This is a genomic window from Actinoallomurus acanthiterrae (assembly GCF_054775715.1).
The window spans coordinates 2,755,741-2,778,800 of record NZ_BAAHCO010000001.1 but is presented as its reverse complement, the minus strand read 5'-3'; the positions used below and the strand labels follow the sequence as shown (position 1 = coordinate 2,778,800).

General features: G+C 70.8%; 18 protein-coding genes and 1 tRNA gene. 13 read left to right on the top strand and 6 right to left on the bottom strand.

Annotated elements, in window-relative coordinates; all coding sequences use genetic code 11:
* Window positions 1-53: 53 nt before the first annotated feature.
* Together ACYVF7_RS13480 and ACYVF7_RS13475 are read left to right on the top strand one after the other, a co-directional pair.
* A complete protein-coding gene (locus ACYVF7_RS13480; protein WP_460339403.1) occupies window positions 54-812 on the top strand; it encodes a PIG-L family deacetylase in 759 nt (252 codons plus the stop codon).
* A 10-nt stretch (window positions 813-822) separates the two neighbouring features.
* Window positions 823-1,467 (top strand): LysE family translocator, encoded by a 645-nt coding sequence (locus ACYVF7_RS13475; protein ID WP_460339401.1) that lies wholly within the window; start codon window positions 823-825, stop codon window positions 1,465-1,467.
* Window positions 1,468-1,473: 6 nt separating this feature from the next.
* On the opposite strand, the gene ACYVF7_RS13470 is transcribed toward ACYVF7_RS13475, so the two are convergent.
* From ACYVF7_RS13470 to ACYVF7_RS13450, 5 genes are all read right to left on the bottom strand, one after another.
* A complete protein-coding gene (locus tag ACYVF7_RS13470; RefSeq protein WP_460339399.1) occupies window positions 1,474-2,154 on the bottom strand; it encodes a YceI family protein in 681 nt (226 codons plus the stop codon).
* Window positions 2,155-2,220: 66 nt separating this feature from the next.
* Window positions 2,221-3,681 (bottom strand): benzaldehyde dehydrogenase, encoded by a 1,461-nt coding sequence (locus tag ACYVF7_RS13465; protein WP_460339397.1) that lies wholly within the window; start codon window positions 3,679-3,681, stop codon window positions 2,221-2,223.
* 116 nt (window positions 3,682-3,797) lie between these two features.
* On the bottom strand, window positions 3,798-6,566 hold the full coding sequence (locus ACYVF7_RS13460; RefSeq protein WP_460339395.1) for an RICIN domain-containing protein: 2,769 nt from the start codon (window positions 6,564-6,566) through the stop codon (window positions 3,798-3,800).
* Between the two features lie 75 nt (window positions 6,567-6,641).
* Window positions 6,642-8,138 carry a family 43 glycosylhydrolase gene (locus ACYVF7_RS13455; RefSeq protein WP_460339393.1) on the bottom strand — a complete coding sequence of 499 codons (1,497 nt, stop codon included), beginning with the start codon at window positions 8,136-8,138 and terminating at the stop codon, window positions 6,642-6,644.
* Between the two features lie 506 nt (window positions 8,139-8,644).
* Entirely contained in the window at window positions 8,645-11,164 is a 2,520-nt protein-coding gene (locus ACYVF7_RS13450) for a glycoside hydrolase family 127 protein (protein WP_460339390.1), read from the bottom strand.
* Between the two features lie 227 nt (window positions 11,165-11,391).
* Here ACYVF7_RS13450 and ACYVF7_RS13445 point away from each other — a divergent pair, with 227 nt between their 5' ends.
* The 9 genes from ACYVF7_RS13445 to ACYVF7_RS13405 all read left to right on the top strand — a co-directional run bounded on the left by ACYVF7_RS13445 (window position 11,392) and on the right by ACYVF7_RS13405 (window position 20,865).
* Window positions 11,392-13,569, top strand: a complete 2,178-nt coding sequence (locus tag ACYVF7_RS13445) for a mannosyltransferase YkcB-related protein (RefSeq protein WP_460339388.1) — start codon at window positions 11,392-11,394, stop codon at window positions 13,567-13,569.
* A 72-nt stretch (window positions 13,570-13,641) separates the two neighbouring features.
* Window positions 13,642-13,944 carry a hypothetical protein gene (locus ACYVF7_RS13440; protein WP_460339386.1) on the top strand — a complete coding sequence of 101 codons (303 nt, stop codon included), beginning with the start codon at window positions 13,642-13,644 and terminating at the stop codon, window positions 13,942-13,944.
* Entirely contained in the window at window positions 13,944-15,344 is a 1,401-nt protein-coding gene (locus tag ACYVF7_RS13435) for an FAD:protein FMN transferase (RefSeq protein ID WP_460339384.1), read from the top strand. Before ACYVF7_RS13440 ends, ACYVF7_RS13435 begins: the two co-directional genes overlap by 1 nt.
* The gene (locus tag ACYVF7_RS13430; protein WP_460339382.1) at window positions 15,344-16,186 is read left to right on the top strand and encodes a ferric reductase-like transmembrane domain-containing protein; all 843 of its coding nucleotides are present in this window, start codon (window positions 15,344-15,346) and stop codon (window positions 16,184-16,186) included. The genes ACYVF7_RS13435 and ACYVF7_RS13430 overlap by 1 nt, the downstream gene beginning before the upstream one ends.
* Window positions 16,183-17,598 (top strand): NADH-ubiquinone oxidoreductase-F iron-sulfur binding region domain-containing protein, encoded by a 1,416-nt coding sequence (locus tag ACYVF7_RS13425; RefSeq protein ID WP_460339380.1) that lies wholly within the window; start codon window positions 16,183-16,185, stop codon window positions 17,596-17,598. Before ACYVF7_RS13430 ends, ACYVF7_RS13425 begins: the two co-directional genes overlap by 4 nt.
* A gap of 5 nt (window positions 17,599-17,603) precedes the next feature.
* Window positions 17,604-17,852: a ferredoxin gene (locus ACYVF7_RS13420; RefSeq protein WP_460357890.1), complete on the top strand. Its 249-nt coding sequence runs from the start codon at window positions 17,604-17,606 to the stop codon at window positions 17,850-17,852.
* Window positions 17,853-17,995: 143 nt separating this feature from the next.
* Window positions 17,996-18,160: a 50S ribosomal protein L33 gene (rpmG, locus tag ACYVF7_RS13415; RefSeq protein ID WP_252843362.1), complete on the top strand. Its 165-nt coding sequence runs from the start codon at window positions 17,996-17,998 to the stop codon at window positions 18,158-18,160.
* 166 nt (window positions 18,161-18,326) lie between these two features.
* Window positions 18,327-20,627 (top strand): FUSC family protein, encoded by a 2,301-nt coding sequence (locus ACYVF7_RS13410; RefSeq protein WP_460339378.1) that lies wholly within the window; start codon window positions 18,327-18,329, stop codon window positions 20,625-20,627.
* Window positions 20,628-20,788: 161 nt separating this feature from the next.
* A tRNA-Arg gene (locus tag ACYVF7_RS13405) sits at window positions 20,789-20,865 on the top strand.
* An 80-nt stretch (window positions 20,866-20,945) separates the two neighbouring features.
* On the opposite strand, the gene ACYVF7_RS13400 is transcribed toward ACYVF7_RS13405, so the two are convergent.
* Entirely contained in the window at window positions 20,946-21,785 is an 840-nt protein-coding gene (locus ACYVF7_RS13400; protein ID WP_460339377.1) for an alpha/beta fold hydrolase, read from the bottom strand.
* 78 nt (window positions 21,786-21,863) lie between these two features.
* Between ACYVF7_RS13400 and ACYVF7_RS13395 the strand changes: the two genes are divergently transcribed.
* Together ACYVF7_RS13395 and ACYVF7_RS13390 are read left to right on the top strand one after the other, a co-directional pair.
* Entirely contained in the window at window positions 21,864-22,220 is a 357-nt protein-coding gene (locus ACYVF7_RS13395) for a hypothetical protein (protein WP_460339375.1), read from the top strand.
* The gene (locus ACYVF7_RS13390) at window positions 22,220-22,822 is read left to right on the top strand and encodes a helix-turn-helix domain-containing protein (protein ID WP_460339373.1); all 603 of its coding nucleotides are present in this window, start codon (window positions 22,220-22,222) and stop codon (window positions 22,820-22,822) included. The genes ACYVF7_RS13395 and ACYVF7_RS13390 overlap by 1 nt, the downstream gene beginning before the upstream one ends.
* The last annotated feature ends 238 nt before the right edge of the window (window positions 22,823-23,060 follow it).

Genomic DNA, 23,060 nt, shown 5'->3' with positions numbered 1-23,060 from the left:
ACCAGACCGGCTCTCCCCTACGATCATGATCCACTCGATCGCGGGAGGACATCGTGTCGGATACAAGTCTGCTGTGCGTGCACGCGCATCCCGATGACGAGGCGCTGTGGACCGGCGGGGTGCTGGCGCGCTACGCCGACGCCGGCGTCCGTACGGGGGTCGTGACCTGCACGTGGGTGGAGGGGACGCGACGCGTCGAGGAGCTGCGGCGCTCCCTGGCGATCCTGGGCGCCGGAGAGCCCCGGCTACTCGGCTATTCCGACGCGGGCGCGAACGAGTCCGGAGGCGACGAACGGTTCGTCGAGGCCGACGTCGATGAGGCGGTGGGGCGGCTGGTCGGGCACATCCGCGAGTTCCGGCCGGACGTCGTCGTCACCTATGACGCCTTCGGCGGCTACGGGCACCCGGACCACGTACGGGCGCACCGCGTGACCCTGGCCGCCGTCGAGGCGGCGGCGTACGAGCAACTGTACCCGGACGCCGGCGAGCCCTGGCAGGCGCGGACGCTGTACCTCGTGACCATCCCCCGCTCGGTGGTGCGCGCCGAGTGGGAGAAGATCTTCGGCGCCCCGCCCGACCCCGGTCAGGTCCTGCCGGGAACGCCCGACGAGCAGGTCACCACGACGGTCGACGTACGGTCCTGGGCGGACCGTAAGTGGGAGGCGTTCCAGGCGCACGAGTCGGAGGCCGAGCGCGGGGCGGGGCCCGCGATGTTCGCGGGCCTGCCCGACGAGGAGCGCGAGCGCCTGCTCGGCACCGAGTGGTACATCCGCCGGGACCTCGTCGCGCCGCGGAGCGCCGATCTGATCTAACATCCCCGGCATGATCACAGCCGTGTTGGCGTTCGCCGGGGTCGCCGCGCTGATCAACGTCACGCCTGGTCTGGACACCCTGCTGGTGGTGCGCACCTCCGCCGGTCAAGGGCGGCGCTTCGGCCTGGCCGCCGCGCTCGGGATCCTCTCCGGCTGCCTGGTGTGGAGCGTCGCGACGGCCGCGGGACTCACCGCGCTGCTCACCGCCTCACACCTCGCCTACGACGTCTTGCGCGTCGCCGGAGCCGGCTATCTGACCTGGCTGGGCATCTCGGCGCTGGTCCGGTCCCGGAGGCGGAGCGCACCCTCGCCTGGCGAGGCGTCCGATCAGGTCGCCTCTGAGGTGGTGCCCTCCGGATGGCTCACCGCCTTCCGTTCCGGCATGGGCACCAACCTGCTCAATCCCAAGGCCGGCGTCTTCTACATGAGCCTGATCCCGCAGTTCATCCCGCACGGCGCACCGACGTTCGGCACCACACTGCTGTTCAGCGCCGTGGACATGGCAGAGCTGGCGGTCTGGTACTGGGTGGTCTCCGGCGCCGCGCACGCGCTGAGCGAGCGGATCCGGCGGCCGTCCTTCCGGCGCCGGATGGAGCAGCTCAGCGGGATCGCGTTCCTCGGGTTCGCCGTCAACCTGCTCGTCGACGAGAAATGACCAGGGTCACTTCGTGAACTTCAGCAGGAACTCCACCTGACCGTTGTCCTGCGTCTGGATGGGGCCGAAGCTCGGGTTGGCGATCTTCCAGTCGGCGAACTTCACCGGGATCGACCCGCTCACGTCGAAGGCTCCCGGCGCGGTACGGGACGCGGTGACGTCGAAGGTGACCTTCCTGGTCTCCGCCTTGAGCGTGAGGTTCCCTGTCGCCTTCGTATTGATCTTCGCGCCGACCGCGGGCACGCTGCCGAGGTCGATGGGCTGGGTGAGGGTGAAGGTGGCCTTCGGGTACTTCGCGGTCTCCATGATGCGCCCCTGGAACTGCTGGTCGCGCCGGTCCTTGTCGCTCTTCACCGTGGTCAGGTCCACGGTGAAGGAACCCTTGGTCGCCTTGGTCCCGGCGATGGTCAGGTCGCCGGTGACGCCGTTCGTGCGCCCGACCGCCTCGGTGTTCTGGCCGAACAGCACCTCCTTCACCCGGTATCCGGCCTGCGACCCCGACGCGGCCTTCCACGTTCCGTCGGCGGGCACCGCCGCGCCGGTGGCGGCCTGGGGTGAGGCCGAGACGGACAGCGGTGCGGGCGCCTTGTCCTGGAAGAAGTGGATGTAGACGAACGGCCCTCCGACGACGAGGACGACGGCGACGGCCGCTCCGATGAGCAGCAGGCGCTTCCAGTTGCGGGTCATGGACTCTCGATTCCCATGCGGTGGCGTGGACGCGTGCCATCCCACCAGCGGGGAATCAGAGAATCCTCAGAAGGGGTAGCGGGCGATGTCGCCCTGCATGGTGACCCACTGCGTCTCGGTGAACGCCTCGATGTTGGCCGCCGCGCCGCCGAAGCGCGAGCCCGTGCCCGACGCGCCGACGCCGCCGAACGGCGCGACGGCCTCGTCGTCGACCGTCTGGTCGTTGATGTGCACGATGCCGCTGGGGATGCGCTCGGCGAGGTCGAGGGCCTTCATGACGTCGCGGGTGAGGATGCCGAGCGACAGGCCGTACTCGGTGCCGACGGCCAGTTCCACCGCTTCCTCCGCCGAGCGAAAAACACTGACGGGGGCGACCGGCCCGAAGACCTCGTCCGCGTACGCCGGGGTCTGCGGGGTGACGTCGGCGAGGACGGTCGGGCGGTAGAACAGCCCCTCGTACGTGCCGCCGGCGGCCAGGCGCGCGCCCGCCTCGACGCTCGCCGTGACCAGCGCGTGCACCCGGTTGCGCTGACCCGCGTCGATGATGGGGCCGAGGGCGACCTGGTCGGTGGCGGGGTTCCCGACGGGCAGGCCGTCGGCCTTGGCGGCGAGCCGTTCGACGTACTCGCCGGCGATCCGCTCGTGGACGAGGTGCCGTCCGGTGGTCATGCAGATCTGGCCCTGATGCATGAACGAGCCGAACGCCGCGGCCGACACCGCCAGGTCGAGGTCGGCGTCGTCGAGGACGATGAGGGCGGAGTTGCCGCCGAGCTCCAGGTGGGCGCGCTTGAGGTGGCGTCCCGCCGCCGCCCCGACCGCGCGGCCGGCGGCGGTGGAGCCGGTGAAGGAGATGACCCGGACGTACGGGTCGGCGACGAGCGCCTCACCGGCCTCGGCCCCGCCGGGCAGCATGTGCAGGACCCCGGCGGGCAGCCCGGCCTCCTCGAGGACGCGGGCGATGACGACGCCTCCCGAGACCGCCGTACGGGGGTCGGGCTTGAACACGACGGAGTTGCCGAGGGCGAGGGCCGGGGCGACCGATCGGATGCCGAGGATGAGGGGGAAGTTGAAGGGCGCGATCACCCCGACGACGCCGGCGGGCACCCGGCGGGCGAGGCTGAGGCGCTTCTTGGCGGTCGGCAGGACGTCGCCGAGGGGGTGCGAGGCCAGCGCGGACGCCTCGTAGCACTCCTGCGCGGCGATGTGGGTCTCCAGGGCCGCCTTGGGCGGGATCGCGCCGGTCTCGCGGACGATCCAGTCCTCGATCTCGGCGGCGTGCTGCTCGAACAGCAGGCCGGCGCGGCGGAGCACGGCCGCGCGCTCCTCGAACGAGGTGGCGGCCCAGCCGCGCTGGGCCTTGGCCGCCTCGGACGCGGCCCGGGTGATGTCCGCGCCCGCGGCGATGCCGGTGCGTCCGAGCTCGGCGCCGGTGGCGGGCTCCACGACGGGCGCCTCTCCGCCGGACGGCTGGTACCAGCCGTCGCCGAACACCGAGCCCGTCCAGGTCTTCTCGTCCAGCAGAGCCATGATGCGCCCTTCCTCCTCTTTGAGCGGATTCGTCAGCCTACGCCCGGAGTGGAAGGCACCAAAGCGACCGTGCCGGGCAGCAGCGCTGCCCGGCACGGTCGTCGGTCGTCAGTCGGTCAGTTGTTGAGGTTGATGGTGATCGTGTTTCCGGTGGCCGTCACCGTGTGGGTGCTCGAGTTGTAGCTTCCGCCGGTCACCGAGGTCACCGAGGAGCTGTAGAAGACGGGCAGCGAGATGTAGGCGGTACCGCCGGGCGGGGTTCCGGTGATGTTCACGGTGATCGCCCGGGCGCCCGGGTTCGTGACCGCGATGGAGACCCCGTAGGTGCTGCGCGAGCCGGAGCTCACGTTGTACGCCGAGGTCAGGTTGCTCACCGAGACGGTCTGCCCGGCCGCCAGCCAGGAGTTGGGGATGCCGCGGCCGATGTAGAGCGGCCGGGTGTAGGTGTACGGGCCCGAACCCGACGACGCGAGTCCTTCGGCGACGATCGAGTTCAGCAGTCCCAGCTGCTGGCCCGCGAGCGGCCAGGCGTACGGGCAGGCGCCGAACTCCGGGCCCGCGTGGTTGCCGGCCCACGGGTTCGACGAGCTCGGGCCGCTGCCGTTGGCCTCCCACCAGGCGTTCGGGCCGCCGGTGGTGGTCGCCAGCTGCCAGGCGTAGCTGGTGATCGGCATGTCGCGGTACTTGTCGCCGTACAGGCCGTCGGACGCGTAGAAGGTGTTGTAGCCGGTGGAGTAGCCGTTGAAGGCGCCGAAGGTCGGATAGGGGTAGCCCTGCGCGGACAGCCGGGCGAAGCCCCACTGGTACATCCGGTCGATCTGGCCGGGGTCGCCGATGACGCCGTTCAGCGTGCCGCCCATCAGCATGGTGTCGAACTGGTTCTGCCCCGCCCAGGCCGGCGACGCCCAGTTGGCGTCGTTGAAGGTGTTGCAGCGGTTGGCGCTGTTGGGCTTGTCGACCTCGCACGGCAGGTAGTTGAAGCCGTTGGCCGACTCGTTGTTGCCCACCACCCTGTTCAGGGCGTTCAGCAGGTTGGTGTAGGCGGTGTCCGCGTACGTCGCCTCCGAGGTCAGGCCGAGCCTGGTCGCGATGTACTTGTAGGACGCGAGGCCGATCAGCGCCGAGTAGTTGCTGAACAGCCACTTGCCGGTCGAGTCGTTGTCGAAGTTGGTCTGCAGCGTGCCGTCGGAGTCGAGCTGCCCCTGGTAGTAGTTGTGCATCATCGTGTAGAGGCTGGGGCCCCACTTCGAGGAGCCACCGGAGTCGTCGTGGAAGTAGCTGTTGACGAACGAGGTGTCGCCCGTCTTCGCCAGGTAGATCGCCCAGATCTCCGGCGTCTTCCAGACCCCGTCCCAGTACCAGTTCGCGCCCTTCTCGTCCCAGCCCGACGTCTCGGAGATCCGGGCGGTGAGCAGGAGGTTCTGGGCGTCGTGGAAGTCACCGGTCGACAGCTTGGCGATCAGCTCGCCCGGCACGTCGTGGTTGAGGATGTAGGCGTAGTTGTTGGCGGCCGAGAACTGCGCCTTGCCCACCTGCATGATCAGGTTGTAGGCCGTGGCCGCCTTGTACGCGTTGGTCATCGCCGTACCGGGGTTGGACAGGTTGCCGGTGTTGGGCAGGCTGACGTTGGGCAGCGAGAAGGTGTTCAGCTCGCCGAGCCGGCCGTTCCAGTACGAGGACATCTGGCTGTAGGCGGTGTCGTAGTTCGGCGCGCTGGAGGACAGCGTGCTGGTGCTGGGGAAGGCCGCCCCGCTGCCGAAGTTGTCGACCGCGGCCACGAAGTCGTGGTTGTTGGTCGCGCCCGCCGCGACCGTGTCTAGCGAGGAGCTGGTCAGCCGTACGAGGTTGGGCCCGGACCCGCCGGGTGACACGGTCACCGAGCTCGAGCCCTTGTTGGTCACCGAGACCCGGGTGTAGATCAGCATGAAGGCGCTGCCGTTCAGCGTCACCTTGTTCGCGAAGTTCTTGATGGCGATGGTGACCGAGCCGCTGGTGAACTGCGTCTTCAGGGCGGGCAGGTAGCCGTTGTCCATGGTCCACTGGACCGACTGCGCCGGGTGGCTGCCGCCGTAGTTGTAGGCGCTGAAGGAGTACATCCCGCCGCAGTACTGCGAGTTGTAGGTGCTGTTGACGCCGCGTGCGAAGTACGACCCGGACAGGAAGGTCGTCACCGGCCAGTAGTTGCCGTCCCAGCCGAGCGCGCTGGTGTTGTAGTAGCCCTGGGAGTACGGGTCGTTGGGGGTGGGGAAGTTCGTCCCGTACGACCGGCCGAGGCTGGAGTTCCCGCACACGTTGTAGGCGGGCAGCGACGGGAAGCCCTCGTACGTCCCGGTCCCCCCACCGCCTCCTCCTCCGCCTGAGGTCGTGTAGTCCGGAAGCTGCCAGACGCGGGAGGTCGCCGAACTGCAGGGCAACTGGACCAGGCCCGTGTTGGAGGCCGAGGAGTCACCCGACGGCACGATGCACTTGCCGGAGTGGACGGCCTTGAGGTTGAACGTCTTGTCGCTCGCCGAGACCGGCACGAGCTGGAACTTCTGGCTGTTGTCCCCACTGCAGGCCGACTGCCCCACGGTGGCGTTATCCGCAGTGGAAGCACCCGATACCCCGGCGCACTTACCCGCCACGGTATTGATCGTGTACTGGTCGGAGGTCCCCGAGACCGGGGCGAAGGTGAAGCTCTGATTCGTCCCCTGGTTACAGGACCACTCGATGAGCTGGATGTCGTCGGACGTACCCCACGGCACGTCCATGCAGTTGCCGCCGTTCTGATTCACGACGGTCGTGGAGAACGACACCGCGGCCTCGGCCGGACTCGTCTGCGAGAGTGCGGTGGCCACGGCGAGGGCTCCGGCTGCGCAGAGCGAGAGCAGGCGGGAACGTCTCACGTGATCACATCCTTTCTGGCGGGACTGGGGCGTTGGCGGATGATGCGATCGGGTGTCAGGAGGCGGGCTCGGGCGTCAGGAGGCGGGCTCGCCGGCGGGCGCGGGCAGCGTCGTCCCGAGGCGCACCGGCGTGCCGAAGTTCGGCGTGCCGTCGGCGTTCCAGGTGAACTTCTGCGCCCGCGTGGTGCGGTTCATGTCGCAGCCGCCGCCCGCCGAGTCGTTGGCGTGGTAGACCATCCAGCTCTCGGTGCCGTCGGGCGAGGTGAAGAAGCCGTTGTGGCCCGGGCCGTAGACGCCGTTGGCGTCCGAGCGCTGGAACACCGGCGTCGACGACTTCACCCAGGACGACGAGTTCAGCGGGTCGCCGCCGTTGTAGGTGAGCAGGCCGAGCTTGTAGTCCGGCGTGGAGCAGTGGCTGGCGGAGAAGACGATGAAGGTCTTGCCGCCATGCTGGAGCGCTTCGGGCGCCTCGTTGACCGCACCCCCGACCGTCTCCCAGCCGTACGTCGGCGCGGCGAGCAGATGACGGGTGCCGCTCGCCGTCCACGGGTTGCTCAGTGGCCGGATGAACATCGGCTGGGAGCCGTTGTAGTAGGTCCCGAGCAGGTAGAGGTTGCCGTTCAGCTGAAGGATCGACGGGTCGAGCTCCCACGTGTTGTCCGCGGTCGGGTCGAGCAGGTCGGCCTTGAAGCTGTACGGACCCATCGGATCGGTGCCGGCGCTCTCCAGCACGTGGATGCGCTGGGTGCCGAGGTAGTCGGAGACGTTCGCCCCCGCGACGTAGTACAGGTACCAGCGCGGGCCGTTAGGGCCGTTGAGCAGGTGGAACTCCGGCGCCCACATGTTGCAGCAGCCGTTGGACCGGGTCAGGTTGAAGATCACCGTGTCGGGGGCGGAGGCCAGGCCGCGCAGCGTCGTGGCCTTCCGCATAGTGATCGTGGAGTTCCAGGTGGTCGTGGCCAGGTAGTAGTAGCCGTTGTAGTAGGTCATCCACGGGTCCGGGCCGTGCAGGTCGAGTGGGTTGGTGAAGGTCCCGCCCGTGGTGCCGCCCGCGCTGTAGTCCGGCAGCTGCCAGACGCGGGAGGTCGCCGAACTGCAGGGCAACTGGACCAGGCCCGTGTTGGAGGCCGAGGAGTCACCCGAGGGCACGATGCACTTGCCGGAGTGGACGGCCTTGAGGTTGAACGTCTTGTCGCTCGCCGAAATCGGCACGAGCTGGAACTTCTGGCTGTTCTGCCCGTTGCAGGCCGACTGCATGACGGTGGCATTGTCGGCGGTGGAGGCACCGGAGACGCCGGCGCACTTACCCGCCACGGTATTGATCGTGTACTGGTCGGAGGTGCTGGAGACCGGGGTGAAGGTGAAGCTCTGGTTGGTGCCCTGGTTGCAGGACCACTGGATGAGCTGGATGTCGTCGGACGTACCCCACGGCACGTCCATGCAGTTGCCGCCGTTCTGATTCACGACGGTCGTGGAGAACGACGCCGCGGCCTCGGCCGTACCGGGGTTGGACAGCACGGTCGTGAGGAGCAGGGCCGCGGACAGTAGGAACAGGACTCGTGAGCGCCGCACGGCACCCCCATTGCGGGTAGGCGTTGGCAGAGGACTCACGACAGTGGAAGCGCCGTCCGTGAAAAGTGCGCCTACCCGGCCACCGGCGGAGGTGCCCCAATTGTTGATGATCGTCCAGAGGCTGGCAAGGGTCTTTCACGGACACAGCAAGATCCGTGAACCCATTTCGGTAGCGCCCGGAAATCTCGGCGTTGACACGGCTCGTACAGCGTGTTTACGTTACCGAAAACGTTTTAGGTGTTTTCGGTGTCTCCGGAGGAGGCGGAGAGGAAAACGTGTGCCCGGCTCGTGAGCGAGTACCCGGCCGCTCGCGGGCCGGGCACCGGCTGGATTCCGTCACAGGTCCAACTCCGTACGGCGGCGGCCGCCCGTCACAGCCCCTCTGGACGGAGCCGTCGGACGGGCTCGACCGGAGCCCTGTCGAGTGAGCCGACCGCCGGTCGGCGGGAGATGCGCCGTTCGTCAGCGCACCTCCGCCGAGCGGCGGCCGGCTCGTGTCCTTCAGCTCACCTCGCTAGACCGGCGATCTCGGACGCTGAGAGAGCGCGGCTGTAGATGCGCAGGTCGTCGACCGCACCGTCCAGGTACGGGTCCGAGTACTGGGACCGGCCGAGACGGTTCTGGGCCGTGCCGCCGAGGCCGCCCGGAGTGAGGGACATCGCCGCGTTGCGGGCCACTTCGGCGCCGTTGACGTAGAGCACCCCGACGCCGCCGCCGAGGGTGACCGCGACGTGCGTCCAGGCGCCGGTCGGCAGCGCCGACGGGGCGTTGATCTGCTGCTCGCCGCCCGCACCCGAGGTCGTGATGGCGAACCTCGCGGTGCCGGAGCCGCTCTGCGGCGTGAGGAACATGTTGGTCGTGGTGTCGCTGCCGAAGTCGAACACCCGGGCCCACGCGCTGTTCGTGTCCAGGCGCACCCAGGCGGCGACGGTGCAGGCGGCCGCGCCGGCCAGGATGCCGGCGGGCAGCGTGACGTACCCGGAGGAGCCGTCGAGAGCGACCGCGTTCCCGCTGTGTCCTGCCGTCCAGGTCGTGCCGCCGGCCAGCGTGGCGGTCTTGCCGTTGCCGCTGGAGTCCTGCGCCGACGTCCCGGCGGTCTCGTCGAACTTGTACCAGGCGATCAGCTCCGGCAGCGGCTTGGAGACGTTCCAGTAGACCGTGTAGCGCTGGTGGTGCATCTTGTAGAACGGCAGCAGGGTGACGGTGCCGGTGCTCGCCGTCGCCGTGTACTGCAGCGGTGTGCTCGTCGCCTTCACGCTGGACGGGGTGAGCGTCGGCAGCGCCGACAGGTCGGTCGAGCCGTACGCGCCCGCCAGGACGATCGGCCCGATCCTCACGGCCTGGGTGGCGGCGCTGTCGGGAGCCGCGGGGAAGCTGAGCGCCATCGGGAGCGTCAGGTTCACCACGTCCCCGGACGACCAGGTCCGGGTGATCGTCGCGTACCCGCCGGGGCTTGCGGCGACCGTGGCGCCGTTGACCGTCAGCACCGCGCCCGCGGCCCAGCCGGGGACCCGGATCTTCATGGTGAACGTGCCGGAGCCGGTGACGGTCAGCTTCGTCGACGCGGTCTCCGGGAAGGTGGTGTCCTGCCGGACCGTGACACTCTGGGCCGCCCAGTTCAGCGTCGAGGCGACGAAGAGGTTCACGTACAGCGTGCTGCCGCTGTAGAAGTAGATGCTGTCGGCGAACTTCGTGTGCGTCTCCATCCCGGTGCCGTGATCGCACGTGAAGTCGTCGTAGTCGTTGCTGTAGGTCTTGATCCCGCCGGCGCGCAGCGGCGTGTAGTACGTGACGAACCCGTGCGCGGAGTTCGGGTCCTGCTCGCCGAGCATCTGGTTCCAGAGAGTGCGCTCGTAGTAGTCGATGTAGTCGGTGCGCGACGGGTCGGTGAAGAACAGCTGCCGGGTCAGCTTGAGCATGTTGTAGCTGTTGCAGACCTCGCAGGTGGTGTCGGAGAGCTGGCCGGCGATGGCGTCCGGCTGCTGGAAGTACTCGCCGTTGGAGTTCCCGCCGATGACGTACGTGTGGTGCCCGACGACGATGTCCCAGAAGTTGGTCGCGATGTCGTGGTACCGCGTCGTGCCCGTCGCGTGGTACTCGCGGATCGCCCCGAGCATTTTGGGGATCTGGGTGTTGGCGTGGAAGCCCGCCAGCTGGTCGCTGTCGGCGGCGAGCGGGTCGAACATCCGCGCGTGGTCGAAGTACTCGGCGGTCGTCAGATGGTTCGGGTCGCCGGTCACCTGGTACAGGTTGGCCAGGACCTCGTTCATGCCGCCGAACTCCGTGTCCAGCATGCTCTGCCGCTGGCTGTAACTGAGCCGGTCCATCCGGAACTTGACCCACGCGGCCATGGCCTTCAGGACGGTCAGCGCCTGCGCGTTGCCCGCGAGCAGATACTGGTCGAGCAGACCCGCCATGATCTTGTGCAGCGTGTAGTACGGCGCCCAGACGTTCTGGCGGGTCTCGACCCGGTCGATGAAGCTCTCCGGGTAGGCGGCCAGGAAGCCGGTGTTGTACCCGGCCGCCGTGGCGCGCGCCTGGCAGGTGGCCAGCGCGCCCACGATGTAGTCGCCCTTGGTCTTGAACGAGGACGTGCCGGTGTTGGCGTACGACTGGGCGAGGGCGCTGAGCAGATGCCCGGTCGAGTGCCCGCGCAGCTCCACGTCCGGCGCCTCCCAGCCGCCGCAGGGCTGCGCGCTCGAGGACAGGCCGTAGTTGAGGCGGAAGGTGTGGAGGAGCCGGTCCGCGTCGACGAAGTTCAGGTACGCCTGCGTACGGGTCATGTTCTGCTGGAACGGACCGCTCAGCAGGGTCACCGCGGAGAGCGGGAACGCGTAGACGGAGACTCCGGCGTCGGTTCGCGCGGCCAGAGCTGCTCGGGGCAGCGCGGCTCGGGCTGCTCGGGGCAGCCCCACCGCGCCGAGCATCGACCCGCCGACGGCGGCGGCGCCCGCACGCAGGAGCGTTCTCCGGTTGATCGGAAGCCGGGCCTCGGACGGCACGTCGGCAGGGCGTGAGCGTCTCACTGAACCCCCAAGGTGGGTAGGCGTGACAGGTGCTCACGACGGTGGAAAGCGTGGCTCCTGCGAGAAGTACGCCTACCCGGACCACCGGCGCGGTTCCTCGATTGTTGATGATCGGAATGACGCTGACAAGACGGCTTTCACGCCCGTTCGCGAACGCACGGAGGATTCTCACCCGGCTTTCATCATCGGCTCAGGGACCCCCAACGTCCGCCGCCGACCGTCGAGTCATGACATCGATGACCGGACCACCCCGGCAGGCCGAACCCGAGCCGGACGCACCGGCCTCCCGGAGCACCAACCCGGCACGCCGGTTGCTCCGCGGCGACGCCGCCGACCCGGCCTGGGCGCGCCCGGCACTGCTCGGACTGCTCGCCGCGACGGCGGTGCTGTACGTATGGGGGCTCGGCGCCTCGGGCTGGGCCAACTCCTTCTATTCGGCGGCCGTCCAGGCCGGAACGCGCAGCTGGAAGGCCTTCTTCTTCGGCTCCTCCGACGCGGCGAACTTCATCACCGTCGACAAGACGCCGATGGCGCTGTGGCCGATGGAGCTGTCCGCCCGCATATTCGGCGTGAACGCCTGGAGCATCCTGGTGCCGCAGGCCCTGATGGGGGTCGCGACCGTCGGGGTGCTGTACGCGGCGGTCCGGCGTTCCCTCAGCGGGCTCGACGAGCGAATGTCCGCCGGCGGGCGCGGCGACCGGGTCGCGATCGGCGGGGCGCTGCTGGCCGGCGCGGTCCTCGCGACCACCCCGGTGGCCGCGCTGATGTTCCGCTTCAACAACCCGGACGCGCTGCTCGTGCTGCTGCTCACCCTCGGCGCGTACGGGCTGGTACGGGCGCTGGAGAACGCGAGCACGCGCTGGCTGGTGATCGCCGCCTCCTGCGTGGGGCTCGGTTTCCTGGCCAAGATGATGCAGGCGTTCCTGGTCGTGCCCGCGTTCGCGCTGGTGTACCTGCTGCTGGCGCCCGCGCCGGTTTGGCGACGGGTCCGGCAGCTGTTGTTCGCCGGTGTCGCGCTGGTCGTGGCGGCCGGCTGGTGGGTCGCGATCGTCGCCCTCGTCCCGGCGGGCTCCCGCCCGTACATCGGCGGCTCGCAGCACGACAGCGTGCTGGAACTGGCGCTCGGCTACAACGGCCTCGGCCGGCTGAACGGCAACGAGACCGGCGGCCTCGGCAACCTGAACCAGGACGCCGGATGGACGCGGATGTTCGACGCCGAACTCGGCGGGCAGATCGCCTGGCTGCTGCCCGCCGCCCTGGTCCTGCTGGTCGCCGGCCTCGCGCTGACGTGGGGACGGGACCGGCGGAGGGAGTTCGCCGGGTTCGCCCTGTGGGGCGGCTGGCTGCTGGTCACCGGCCTGGTGTTCAGCTTCATGCAGGGGATCTTCCACGGCTACTACACGATCGCGCTGGCCCCGGCGGTCGCGGCGCTCACCGGCTTGGGCGCGGCGGTCCTGTGGCGCGAGCGGCACCGGCCGGCCGCCGCCGTGCCCCTCGCCGGCGCCGTCGCACTGACCGCGTGGTGGTCGTACGTCCTGCTCGGCCGCACCCCGGACTTCCTGCCGTGGCTGCGGATCGTCGTGCTGATCGCCGGTCTGCTCGCCGCCGCGCTGCTCGCCTCCTCCGGCCGCGCCCCGCGCCGGATCATCGGAGCGGCCGTGGCCGTCGCGGCCTTGACGTCGATCGCCGGCCCGGCCGCGTACGCCGTCGAGACGACGGGCACACCGCACACCGGAGCGATCCCTACGGCGGGACCGTCGTCCGGAGGGCCCGGCGGGATGCCCGGATTCGGCGGCCGCCGGGGCGGCTTCGGCGCACGCGGCGGTTTCGGCGGCGGACGGCAGAACCGGTTCCCCGGGGGCGGACAGGCTGGGAACGGACAGGCGAGGGGCGGCTTCCCCGGAGGCGGCTTCGCCGGGGGCGGGCAGGGCGGCACCGGCGGCATGCCGCAGGCACCCGGCGGTGCCGGAGGCGGCATGGGCGGACCGGGTTCGACCGGGAGGCCCGGCGGGGGCATGGGCGGCCCCGGTGGGCTGCTGAACGCCACCACTCCGAGCACCGCACTGACCGCCCTGCTCAAGCAGAACGCGCGCTCGTACACCTGGGCCGCGGCGACGGTCGGGTCCAACAACGCCTCCGGATACCAGCTGGCCACCGGCGAGCCCGTCATGACGCTCGGCGGGTTCAACGGCACCGATCCGGCACCGAGCCTGCAGCGATTCCAGCAGTACGTCACCGCCGGAAGGATCCACTACTTCATCGGCGGGTCGGGCATGGGCATGATGCGCGGCGGAAACTCCAGCGGCAGCGAAGACGCCCAGCAGATCGCGACCTGGGTGCAGCAGCACTACACCGCCAAGACCGTCGGCGGCGTCACGGTCTACGACCTTTCTCAGACACGTTGATCCGGCGGCTCATCCCGCTCTCACGTTCACCGCCGAGCATCGGAAGTACCGCGAGAGATCGGAGGAGAAGAAATGGAAAGGTGGGAGGACGGCGGACGCCGGGACCGGCGCGTGTCCCTGGTCCGCCGCATCACCGTCTGGGCCTCGGCCGGCTCGCTGGCCGTGGCCGCCGGGCTGGCGGCCGTCTTCGGCGTCACGCAGGCCGACTCGCAGACGAAGGCCGGGACCACGACGAGCACCGGATCGGACTCGGGCTCGACCGGCTCGAGCAGCACGACGGACTCCGGATCCAGCGGCGGGCTCACCCAGCCCACGCAGGCACCTGGATCAGGTTCGTCGAACGGATCCGGCTCCGTCACCTCAGGAGGATCGTGATGAGCACCGCTCAGGAGACCTTCCCGCTGTGGGGCGGCTCGGCGACCGTCGCGGTCACCGAGCCGGACCGCCTGGCCGTCGCCCGCGCGGCCGTCGACCGGGTGATCCGGGACGTCGACGCCGCCTGCAGCGCCTACCGCGACGATTCGGACCTGGCACGAGTGAACGCCGCCTCCGGATACGCCGTACGGGTCAGCACGACATTCTTGGACGTACTGCACGCGGCACTGCGAGCCGCCGAGCTCACCGGCGGACTGGTCGACCCGACCGCCGTCGGACGGTCGCCGGGAACCGAAGTCACCCGACCCAACGACGTCACCGCCTCCCGCGCCGGCACGGAGACCGGACGATCGACGAGGACCGAGGCCACCCGCCCGAACGACGTCGCCACCTTCCGCACCAGGGCAGAGACCGGACGGTCGGCGGGAGCCGAGGCCACCCGGCCGAACGATGTCGCCGCCTTCCGCAGCGGCGCGGGAGCCAGACGGTCGGTGGGGACGGAGGACAGCCGTCCCAACGACGTCACCGCCGCCCGCACCGGCACGGAGACCGGCCCGTCGACAGGGACCGGCGGTACCCGGCCGAACGACGTCACAGCCTCCCGCGCCGGTACAGAGGCCGGACGGTCAGCGGAAACCGAAGACACCCGGCCGAAGGATGTCGGCGCCTTCCGTATCGACGCAGCGGCCGGACGGTCGGTGCGGACCGAGGTCACCCGACCGAACGACGCCACGGTCTTCCGGGGCGGCGCGGAGGCCGGGCGATCCCGGCTGGGACCGGGGTTCGCCGTGCCGACCGGCAAGGACTGGCGGTCGATCGAGATCATCCCGGCGTCCACGACCGTGTCGGTGCCGCGCGGGCTCACCTTGGACTTCGGAGCCGTCGGCAAGGCGTTCGCCGCCGACCGGGCGGCCGCCGAGGCGAGCGCGGCGGCGGGCTGCGGCGTGCTCGTCGCGCTGGCCGGCGACATCGCGGTCGCCGGGCCCGTGCCGGTGAACGGCTGGCCGGTCCGCGTGGCGGACGACCACCGGCTGAGGCCGGACGGGAAACTGCCGCCCGGTCAGGACATCACACTCCGCGCGCCAGGCGGACTGGCCACGTCCAGCCTCACGGTCCGGACCCGCCGCATGGCCGACGGCCGTACGGTCACGCACATCGTCGACCCCCGAACCGGCATGCCGGTCCGAGGCCCGTGGCGTACCGTCTCGGTGTCTGCGGGGACCTGCGTCGACGCCAACACCGCCAGCACCGCCGCCCTCGTACGCGGCCACGGGGCGGGCGGCTGGCTGGCCCGGCACGGGCTGCCGTCGCGGCTCGTCCACGCCGACGGCTGGGTGCACACGATCGTCGGCTGGCCGGACGACCACAGCGAGCGCCCCGGCGTGAAGGTGGCCGGGTGATGGCCCTCTGGTACGCCACCCGGGCGTTCGGCCTGGTGTCGATGGTGCTGCTCACGGCCGTGACGGTGCTCGGCCTCCTCGTCGCGGCCCGCACCTCACGCGGCCCGCGGCTGGGGAATCCACCGACGGCCGGCTCGCGGGCAGGAGACCCGGGGGCGCAGTCCTCACGCGCGGGAAACGCACGGACGGGGGGCTTCGGGCGGCGTTCTGCGGGAGCACGCCGCGCGTCGTACATGGTGACCGCACTGCACCGTTCGCTGTCGCTGCTGTCGGTGGTACTCATCGCGCTGCACGTGGCGACGAGCGTGATCGACTCGTACGTCGCGATCCGTTGGGTCGACGCGGTCGTCCCCTTCGTCTCCGCGTACCGGCCCTTCTGGGTCGGGCTCGGGTCGGTCGCACTCGACATGCTGATCGCCTTGGTGATCACGAGCCTGCTGCGGGTCCGGCTCGGGTTGCGCACCTGGCGGACCGTGCACTGGCTGGCGTACGCGTCCTGGCCGGTTGCGCTGGTCCACGGACTGGGAATCGGCACGGACGACACGCTCGTGCTCGCGCTCGCCGTCACCTGCGCCGCTGCCGTCGCGGCGGCCGCGCTGACCCGCGCCGCCGCGGCCCGGCAGGCCGCCACCGTCAAGCGCGCCGCCATGACCGGACCAGCGTTCATCGCGGAACACACCACCATGGCCGACCACACCACCACGTCCGGACACACCACCGCGCCCGAACACACCACCGTGGCCGAACACGCCGCCGGGATCGAGCCGGACGTCGCCGCCAAGCGGCCGCCTGCCCAGCGGCCCGTGTCGGCCACCGCTCCCGCCTACGGAGGACCACGATGACGGAGCGACTGCTGACCGTGACCGGCCCGGACCTGGGCCGGCACCTCACCCGGCACGGCGACCTGCCGCTGCGCGGCCGGGCACGGCCGGGCTCTCTGGGAACGCTCGCCGAAGAGATCGCCGCCGCCGGCCTCCGGGGGCGTGGCGGCGGCTGGTTCCCCACCGCGCGGAAGCTGGCGGCGGTGGCCGGAGCGGCCCGTTCCCGGCCGCCCGTGGTGGTGGTGAACGCCATGGAGGGCGAGCCGCTGAGCGCCAAGGACGCACGGTTGCTGGCGGTCGCGCCTCACCTGGTCCTGGACGGGGCGACCCTGGCCGCCGAGACGATCGGCGCGGACCGCATCGTCCTGGCGGTGCCAGTGGGCGGCGGAGGCCCGGTACTGCGGAACGGCACGGCCGAACACGCCCGCCAGAGCACCGGCACCGTCCCGGTAGGACGCCCGGGACCGACGCTGCGGAACGGCACGGCCGGACACGCCCACCGCAGCATCGACCGCATGCCGGTAGGCGGCGCGGGACCGGCGATGCGGGGCGTCATGACCGAAGATGCCCGCCAGGGCACCGACGCCGTGGCGGTGGGCGGCCTGGGGTCGGCGCTACGGGGCATCGTGGCCGAACGCGCCCGCCGGCGCATCGATCCGGTGCCGATCGAGGTGGTCGAGGGGCCGGACCGCTTCCTGTCCGGTCAGGAGAGCGCGCTGGTGCGCTGGATCGGCGGCGGCCCGGCGATCCCCACTACGAAACGGCCCTACGAGCAGGGGGTCGGAGGCCGGGCCACCCTCGTGAGCAACGCCGAGACGTTCGCGCACCTCGCGCTGATCGCCCGCCATGGGGCGGCCTGGTTCCGGTCCGTGGGTACCGCCGATGCTCCCGGAACCATGCTGGTCAGCGTCTCGGACCCGGAAATCCGAGTGCTCGAGGTGCCGGTCGGCACGCCGGTGGGCGCGGTCACCGGGACGGCGGCGGCCGTCCTGCTCGGCGGGTACGGCGGCGCATGGCTGCCGGGCGACCGTGCCCGGGAACTCCCGCTGGCACCCGAGCCGCTTCGAGCCGCGGGCGCTGCCCTCGGCGCGGGAATCGTGTCGGCGCTCCCGTACGGGGCCTGTGGCCTGCGCCGCACCGCGGCGGTTGCGGGCTGGATGGCAGGGCAGGGCGCCCGGCAGTGCGGGCCGTGCCTGTTCGGGCTGCCGGCGGTCGCCGGGGACCTGACGCTCCTCGCGGACGGCAGGGCGACGCGCGCCGACGTGGACCGGCTGCGCGCGCGGACGGGGCTGCTGCCCGCGCGGGGCGGATGCGCCCATCCCGACGGCGTCGCCCGGCTGGCCGCCAGCGCGCTGTGCGTCTTCGCCGACGAGGTGGAGGCCCACCTGCACGGCCACTGCGTGGAGACTCTGACGTACCGGAGGGCGAGTTGAGCACCATGGAACTGCGAATCGACCGCATCGCCTGTGACGGCGCCGGCTTGTGCGCGGAGATCCTCCCCGAGCTGGTCACTCTCGACGAGTGGGGGTATCCGATCATCGAGAACGCCCGGGTCGGGTCCGGCCGGCAGCCGAACGCCCGCCGGGCGGTCTCCCTGTGCCCACGGCTGGCGCTGCGCCTGGCCGAATCCCGGCCGCGTACGAGCGCAGAGGACACCGCGACGCCGCCGAGCTCCAGAGCCGCCTGAACCGGCGCGGCACCACCACCCCCAAAGCCGCCCCTGCGTGACCGTGGTCGGCGGACCGTGCCCCGACCAGGGAATAATCGAGAACGGTTTTCGTTGTCGCGTACGGTGCGGACGGACCGTACCCGATGAGAGGAGAACCCATCGTGGCGAGGAACACGCTCCGACCGGTGCTGAAGCTCCGGTCCACCGCCGGCACCGGCTACACCTACGTGACCCGGAAGAACCGTCGCAACGACCCTGACCGGCTGACGCTCAGCAAGTACGACCCGATCGTCCGGCGGCACGTCGCCTTCCGCGAAGAGCGCTGACCCGCGGACCGGGCCCACCAGGAGACGATCCGCGGGTCCGGCCAATCCACGAGACCGGCCGGACCTGCCAGATGAACTGCAGGCCGGCCAGGTCCGGAGACGGAGCCGATCCGCGGATACCGGCCGGACCTGGAGACGATCGAGGCCTCGCCCGTATCGTGGGCACATGTCCGATAAGGCGGGCGAAGTCCCGCCCAAAAGCCCGACCGCGCAGCCGAACCGCGGAGCAGCCCCGCTGATGGCCGGGCTGCGGCGGCGGCTGCGGTTCTCCGATCCGGGGCTCGTCGCGTTGCGGACCGCCCTGCGGGCGGCGATCGTGCTGCCGATCGTCTTCGCCGTCGCCTCCCGGGTGATCGGCGACCCGCAGGCAGCGCTCTTCGCCTCGTTCGGCTCGTTCGCGATGCTGGTCTTCGCCGACTTCTCCGGCTCGCCGGCACGCCGGTTCGCCGCCTACTCCACCCTCGCGGCCGCCGGCGCCGTCCTGATCTTCGTGGGCACGCTGTGCTCCCGCAATCCCACGCTGGCCGCGGCCGCGATGGCGGTGGTCGGCTTCATCATCCTGTTCGCCGGGGTGGTCAACGGTTACGCCGCCGCCGGCGCGACGGCGGCGATCCTCGCCTTCGTGCTTCCGGTGACGATCCCGGCGCCGCTGTCGGCCGTGCCCTCACGGCTCGAGGGATGGGCGCTCGCCGCCGGGGCGGGCATCGCCGCCCAGCTGCTCCTGTGGCCGGCCCGCAGCCGGGCGATTCTCCGTACCAAGGCGGCCCTCGCCTGCCGGGCGCTCGCCGATCTCGCGGACGCCCAGGTCGCCGGGGACGCCGAGGCCGTCGTCGACCGGACGCGCACCGCCAACGAGGCGGTCGATGAGCTGCGCCGCCGGTTCGTCGGCACGCCGCACCGGCCCACCGGCCTCACCGGTCCCACCGCCGCGCTCACCTCGCTCGTCGACGAACTCGACTTCCTCCTGTCCTTCCTCGGGTCGCCCGCCGGATCACCGCAGATCTCGCTGTGCCGCGCGGAGAACGCCGAGGCCATGCGGGCGTCGGCGACCGCGCTCCGGGACTCCGCGGACCGCCTCGACGGTGACGGGTCCGGGCGACCGGACCTCGGCCCGCTCCAGAAGGCCCGCGCCGACATGACCCGCGCCCTCGCGCGGCAACTCCCCGAACTGCCCGCCATTCCCGACCATGATGCGCTGGTGGCCGCGCTGGAACCGACGTTCCGCACCCGCGCCGTGTCGTACGCCGCGGAGCACTCCGCCCGCTACGCCCTCATGGCCGTCGGCGAGACCGTGCCCGACGGTCCGAGCGCCGGCTCGCTGCGCGGCGCCGTCGATCGCCAGGCGCACTCGGTGATCCGGGCGACCGAGCTCGCCATCGAGGACGCACACGCCCGGTCGGTGTGGTTCCGCAACAGCGTACGGGGCGCCGTGGGCCTGGCCATCGCCGTCTACATCGCCCAGCGCACCGGCCTGCAGCACTCGTTCTGGGTGGTGCTCGGCACCCTCTCGGTCCTGCGGTCCAACGCGCTGGGCACCGGCTGGTCCGTCCTGAGCGCGCTGGCCGGGACCGCCATCGGCATCCTCGTCGGCGCGCCCCTCATCCTCGTGATCGGCACCCACGAGACCGTCCTGTGGAGCGTGCTGCCGGTCGTCATCCTCATCGCGGCGTACGCTCCGCGCGCGATCTCCTTCGCCGCCGGTCAGGCTGCCTTCAACGTCGTGCTGTTCATCCTGTTCAATCTGATCCAGCCGAGCGGCTGGCAGGTCGGCCTCGTCCGCATCGAGGACGTCGCCATCGGCTTCGCGATCAGCCTGGGCGTCGGGCTGCTGTTCTGGCCGCGCGGCGCGGCCACCCTGCTCCGGGAGAACCTCGCCTCCGCCTACGCCCGCAGCGCGGACTACGTCCTGGCCGCGACCCGCCGGCTCGTCGGCCACGGCGACCCGGCCTGGTCACAGCAGGCCGAACAGGACGCGGACGCCGCGGTGCACCGCCTCGACGACTCCTACCGGCAGTTCCTCTCCGAACGCTCCGCGCAGCCCATGGCCGCCGGCAGCATCGCCGCACTGGTGACCGGGGCGGCACGCGTACGGCGCGTGGCGAGCTCCCTCGCCGGGCTGGGCCGGTTCACCGACGGCCACGAAGAGCTGGAACGCTGCGCCGAGAACCTCGACGCGGAGGTCCACGCCCTGCGCACCTGGTACATCGCACTCGGCGACTGCATCCTGCACGAGACGGCCGTACCGCCCCCGCACGTACGCGACACCGACGGCCGCCGGCGACTGCTCGAGGGCGTACACGCCGTGGTCGCGAGCGGCGACGAGAGCGCGATCCCGGCCGCCCTGGCGCTGCTGTGGGCCGGCCAGTACGTCGACACGCTGTGGCGGCTCGAGGCCCACCTCGGCCGCCACGCGGCCGAGTCGAGCCCGGCTGCGGTGGCCGCCGAAGCCAGCCCCGTACCGGCGTAAGACCCGCCCGGCCGGTACGCGACGGTACCCACTCCGATCCGACGCTCCAGAGGGGGCGGCCGGATCAGGCCACCCGCGACGACCAGGCTTTTGATCCGGACGAGCCTTACTGGTGACACATGAATGCCGTGGATTCCGTACACTCGGAGCCGGTCGAGCGAGCGCCCATAGCTCAGCTGGACAGAGCATCGGACTTCTAATCCGACGGTCGGGGGTTCGAATCCCTCTGGGCGCGCCACCCCACCAGGACGATCAGGCTCCTGACGTGCGGACATACCCTCTCCTCCGCCGGGCGGGTGGACTCGGAGATACTCCGGTTCAGTCCGCGGGCGCGGCGTGGATCGCCGTGAAGGCCAGGAGAAGTGCGGCGGTTCGCGGCGGATCCTCCACGATGGGCGAGTGTCCGACACCGGGCAGCCACTCGACTCTCGCGCCCGGAACGGCGCGGTAGTCGGCGGCGGACGAGGATCGCCATCTCCGGTCTTCCGCACCGAAGATCACCTGCAATGGCTTGCCGAGGACCGTCAGCCGATCCGGGAGCGTCTGCTGCACCAGGTAGTCGCGGGCCGCCTGCATTATCGTGGTGAATGTGTGGTGGGTCATACCGCGCACGTCGTCGATGAACTCTTGTGGGATCTGATAGCCCTCGCGGCTGAACCCGGTGCTCGCAAGCCGGCGGATCTGCTCGTCGGTCGGCGGCCACTGCGAGGGTCCGATGGCGGCGGACTCCTGGGCGATGAAGGCGTCCATGCCGGGTCCGGTGTTGATGAGCGCGAGCGCGGTCACCAGGTCGGGTCGCTGCTCGGCGAGGGCGGTGGCGACCATACCGCCGCTGGAATGACCGACCACGATGGCGTGCTCGACGCCGAGCCGGTCCAGCACCACGCCGACCCGCCGTCCATGCTCGGGGACCTCGTACCCCCCGCCGGCCGGTTTGGCCGACCGGCCGTGCCCGAGCAGGTCGATCCGGATGACGCGATAGGACTTGGTCAGCAGCGGAACCAGCGCGTCCCACGAGCGGGTCGAGGAGGCGGTCCCGTGAATGAGAAGGAGTGCGGGGGCGTCGCGGGGGCCGTCCTGGCACACGCAGATGTCGCCGTCGTCCAGGGGCAGGATCTCGGTGGCCGCGGCGTCGCCGTTCAGGTCAGGAATACTCATGAGCCCACTGTCGCCATCAGTGCGCGTCGGTTTATTGGACAAATGTTCCCGGCGGCCGGCTCGTCCTAGCATGGGTCGATGCGGCCCACAACACACGAACGCGGCGATGCGGCCGTGTGGGACGTCGTACGCCCAGCGCGGCCCAGCCGGGTGGACGGCGTCACCGTGGGCGGGTTCCGTCGGGGCATGACCCCGGTCGACCATCGGCTGGTTCCACACGGGCTCGTGATGCTGGCTCTGGACTTCAGCGCCGGCCCGCCCATCGTGGACGACGCCGGCGGGCGGCAGCACCGGGGAAGTCTCGTCGCCGGGCTAGGGGTCGGAGGCGCGGTTCGGGTACGAGGCGCGAACATCGAGTGCGTTCACGTGCGCATGTCTCCAACCGTCGTACGCGCGGTTCTGGGTGTCTCCCCGCCGAGCTGGAGGGCGCCGTAGTGGCCCTGGACGATCTGTGGGGCCGGGAGGCGTCGCGGATCCGTGAACAACTGAGCACTGCCTCCTCCTGGGAGGAGCGCTTCGCGTTGACGGACGCGTTTCTCGCCCGGCGACATGAGGCACGATCGTCAGTAGACCCAGAGGTGGCCTGGGCCTGGGACCGGATCGCCACCGGCCGCGGCCAGGTCCGAGTCGACCGGCTGGCGGCCGAACTCGGATGGAGCCGTAAGCGCCTGTGGTCCCGGTTCCACTCGCAGATCGGCCTGCCGCCCAAGCGCGCCGCGAAGCTGGTCCGCTTCGACCACGCCGCACACTGCCTGGCCGCGGGGCAGGACGCGGCCCGCGTCGCGGCCGACGGCGGCTACACCGACCAGTCCCACCTGCATCGGGACATCATGGCGTTCGCCGGAGTAACCCCCGCGACCGTGGCCAACGAGAGCCGTCGGGCCACGGCGGCGCTCGCGGGGTCGGCCGGGTCGCAGTGGATCTCGAAATCCCGCACGTCCGGGGACGTGACCGCCAGTCGGGTGGAGACGGCTACGCGGGTCGTGACGAGGCCGGGCCCCTCGTGGGCCATGTGCACCCCCGCGACCACGTTTTGAAGATCCATCATCACCCGAGCCACCCGCCTGCTCGTCCTCGGCGAGCCCACCCACGGCGTCGAAGCCTTCCCCAAGCCGCGCACCGAACTCTTCCGCCACCTCGTCGAACACGAGGCTGCCGCTCGATGACCGTTGAGAACGATCGCCTGTCGGCGTTCACCGTCGACCCGCACGTCATCGACGGCATCGGCGGCACGGAAGGGACAGATGCAATCGGCCGCATCTGAGATGCAATCTG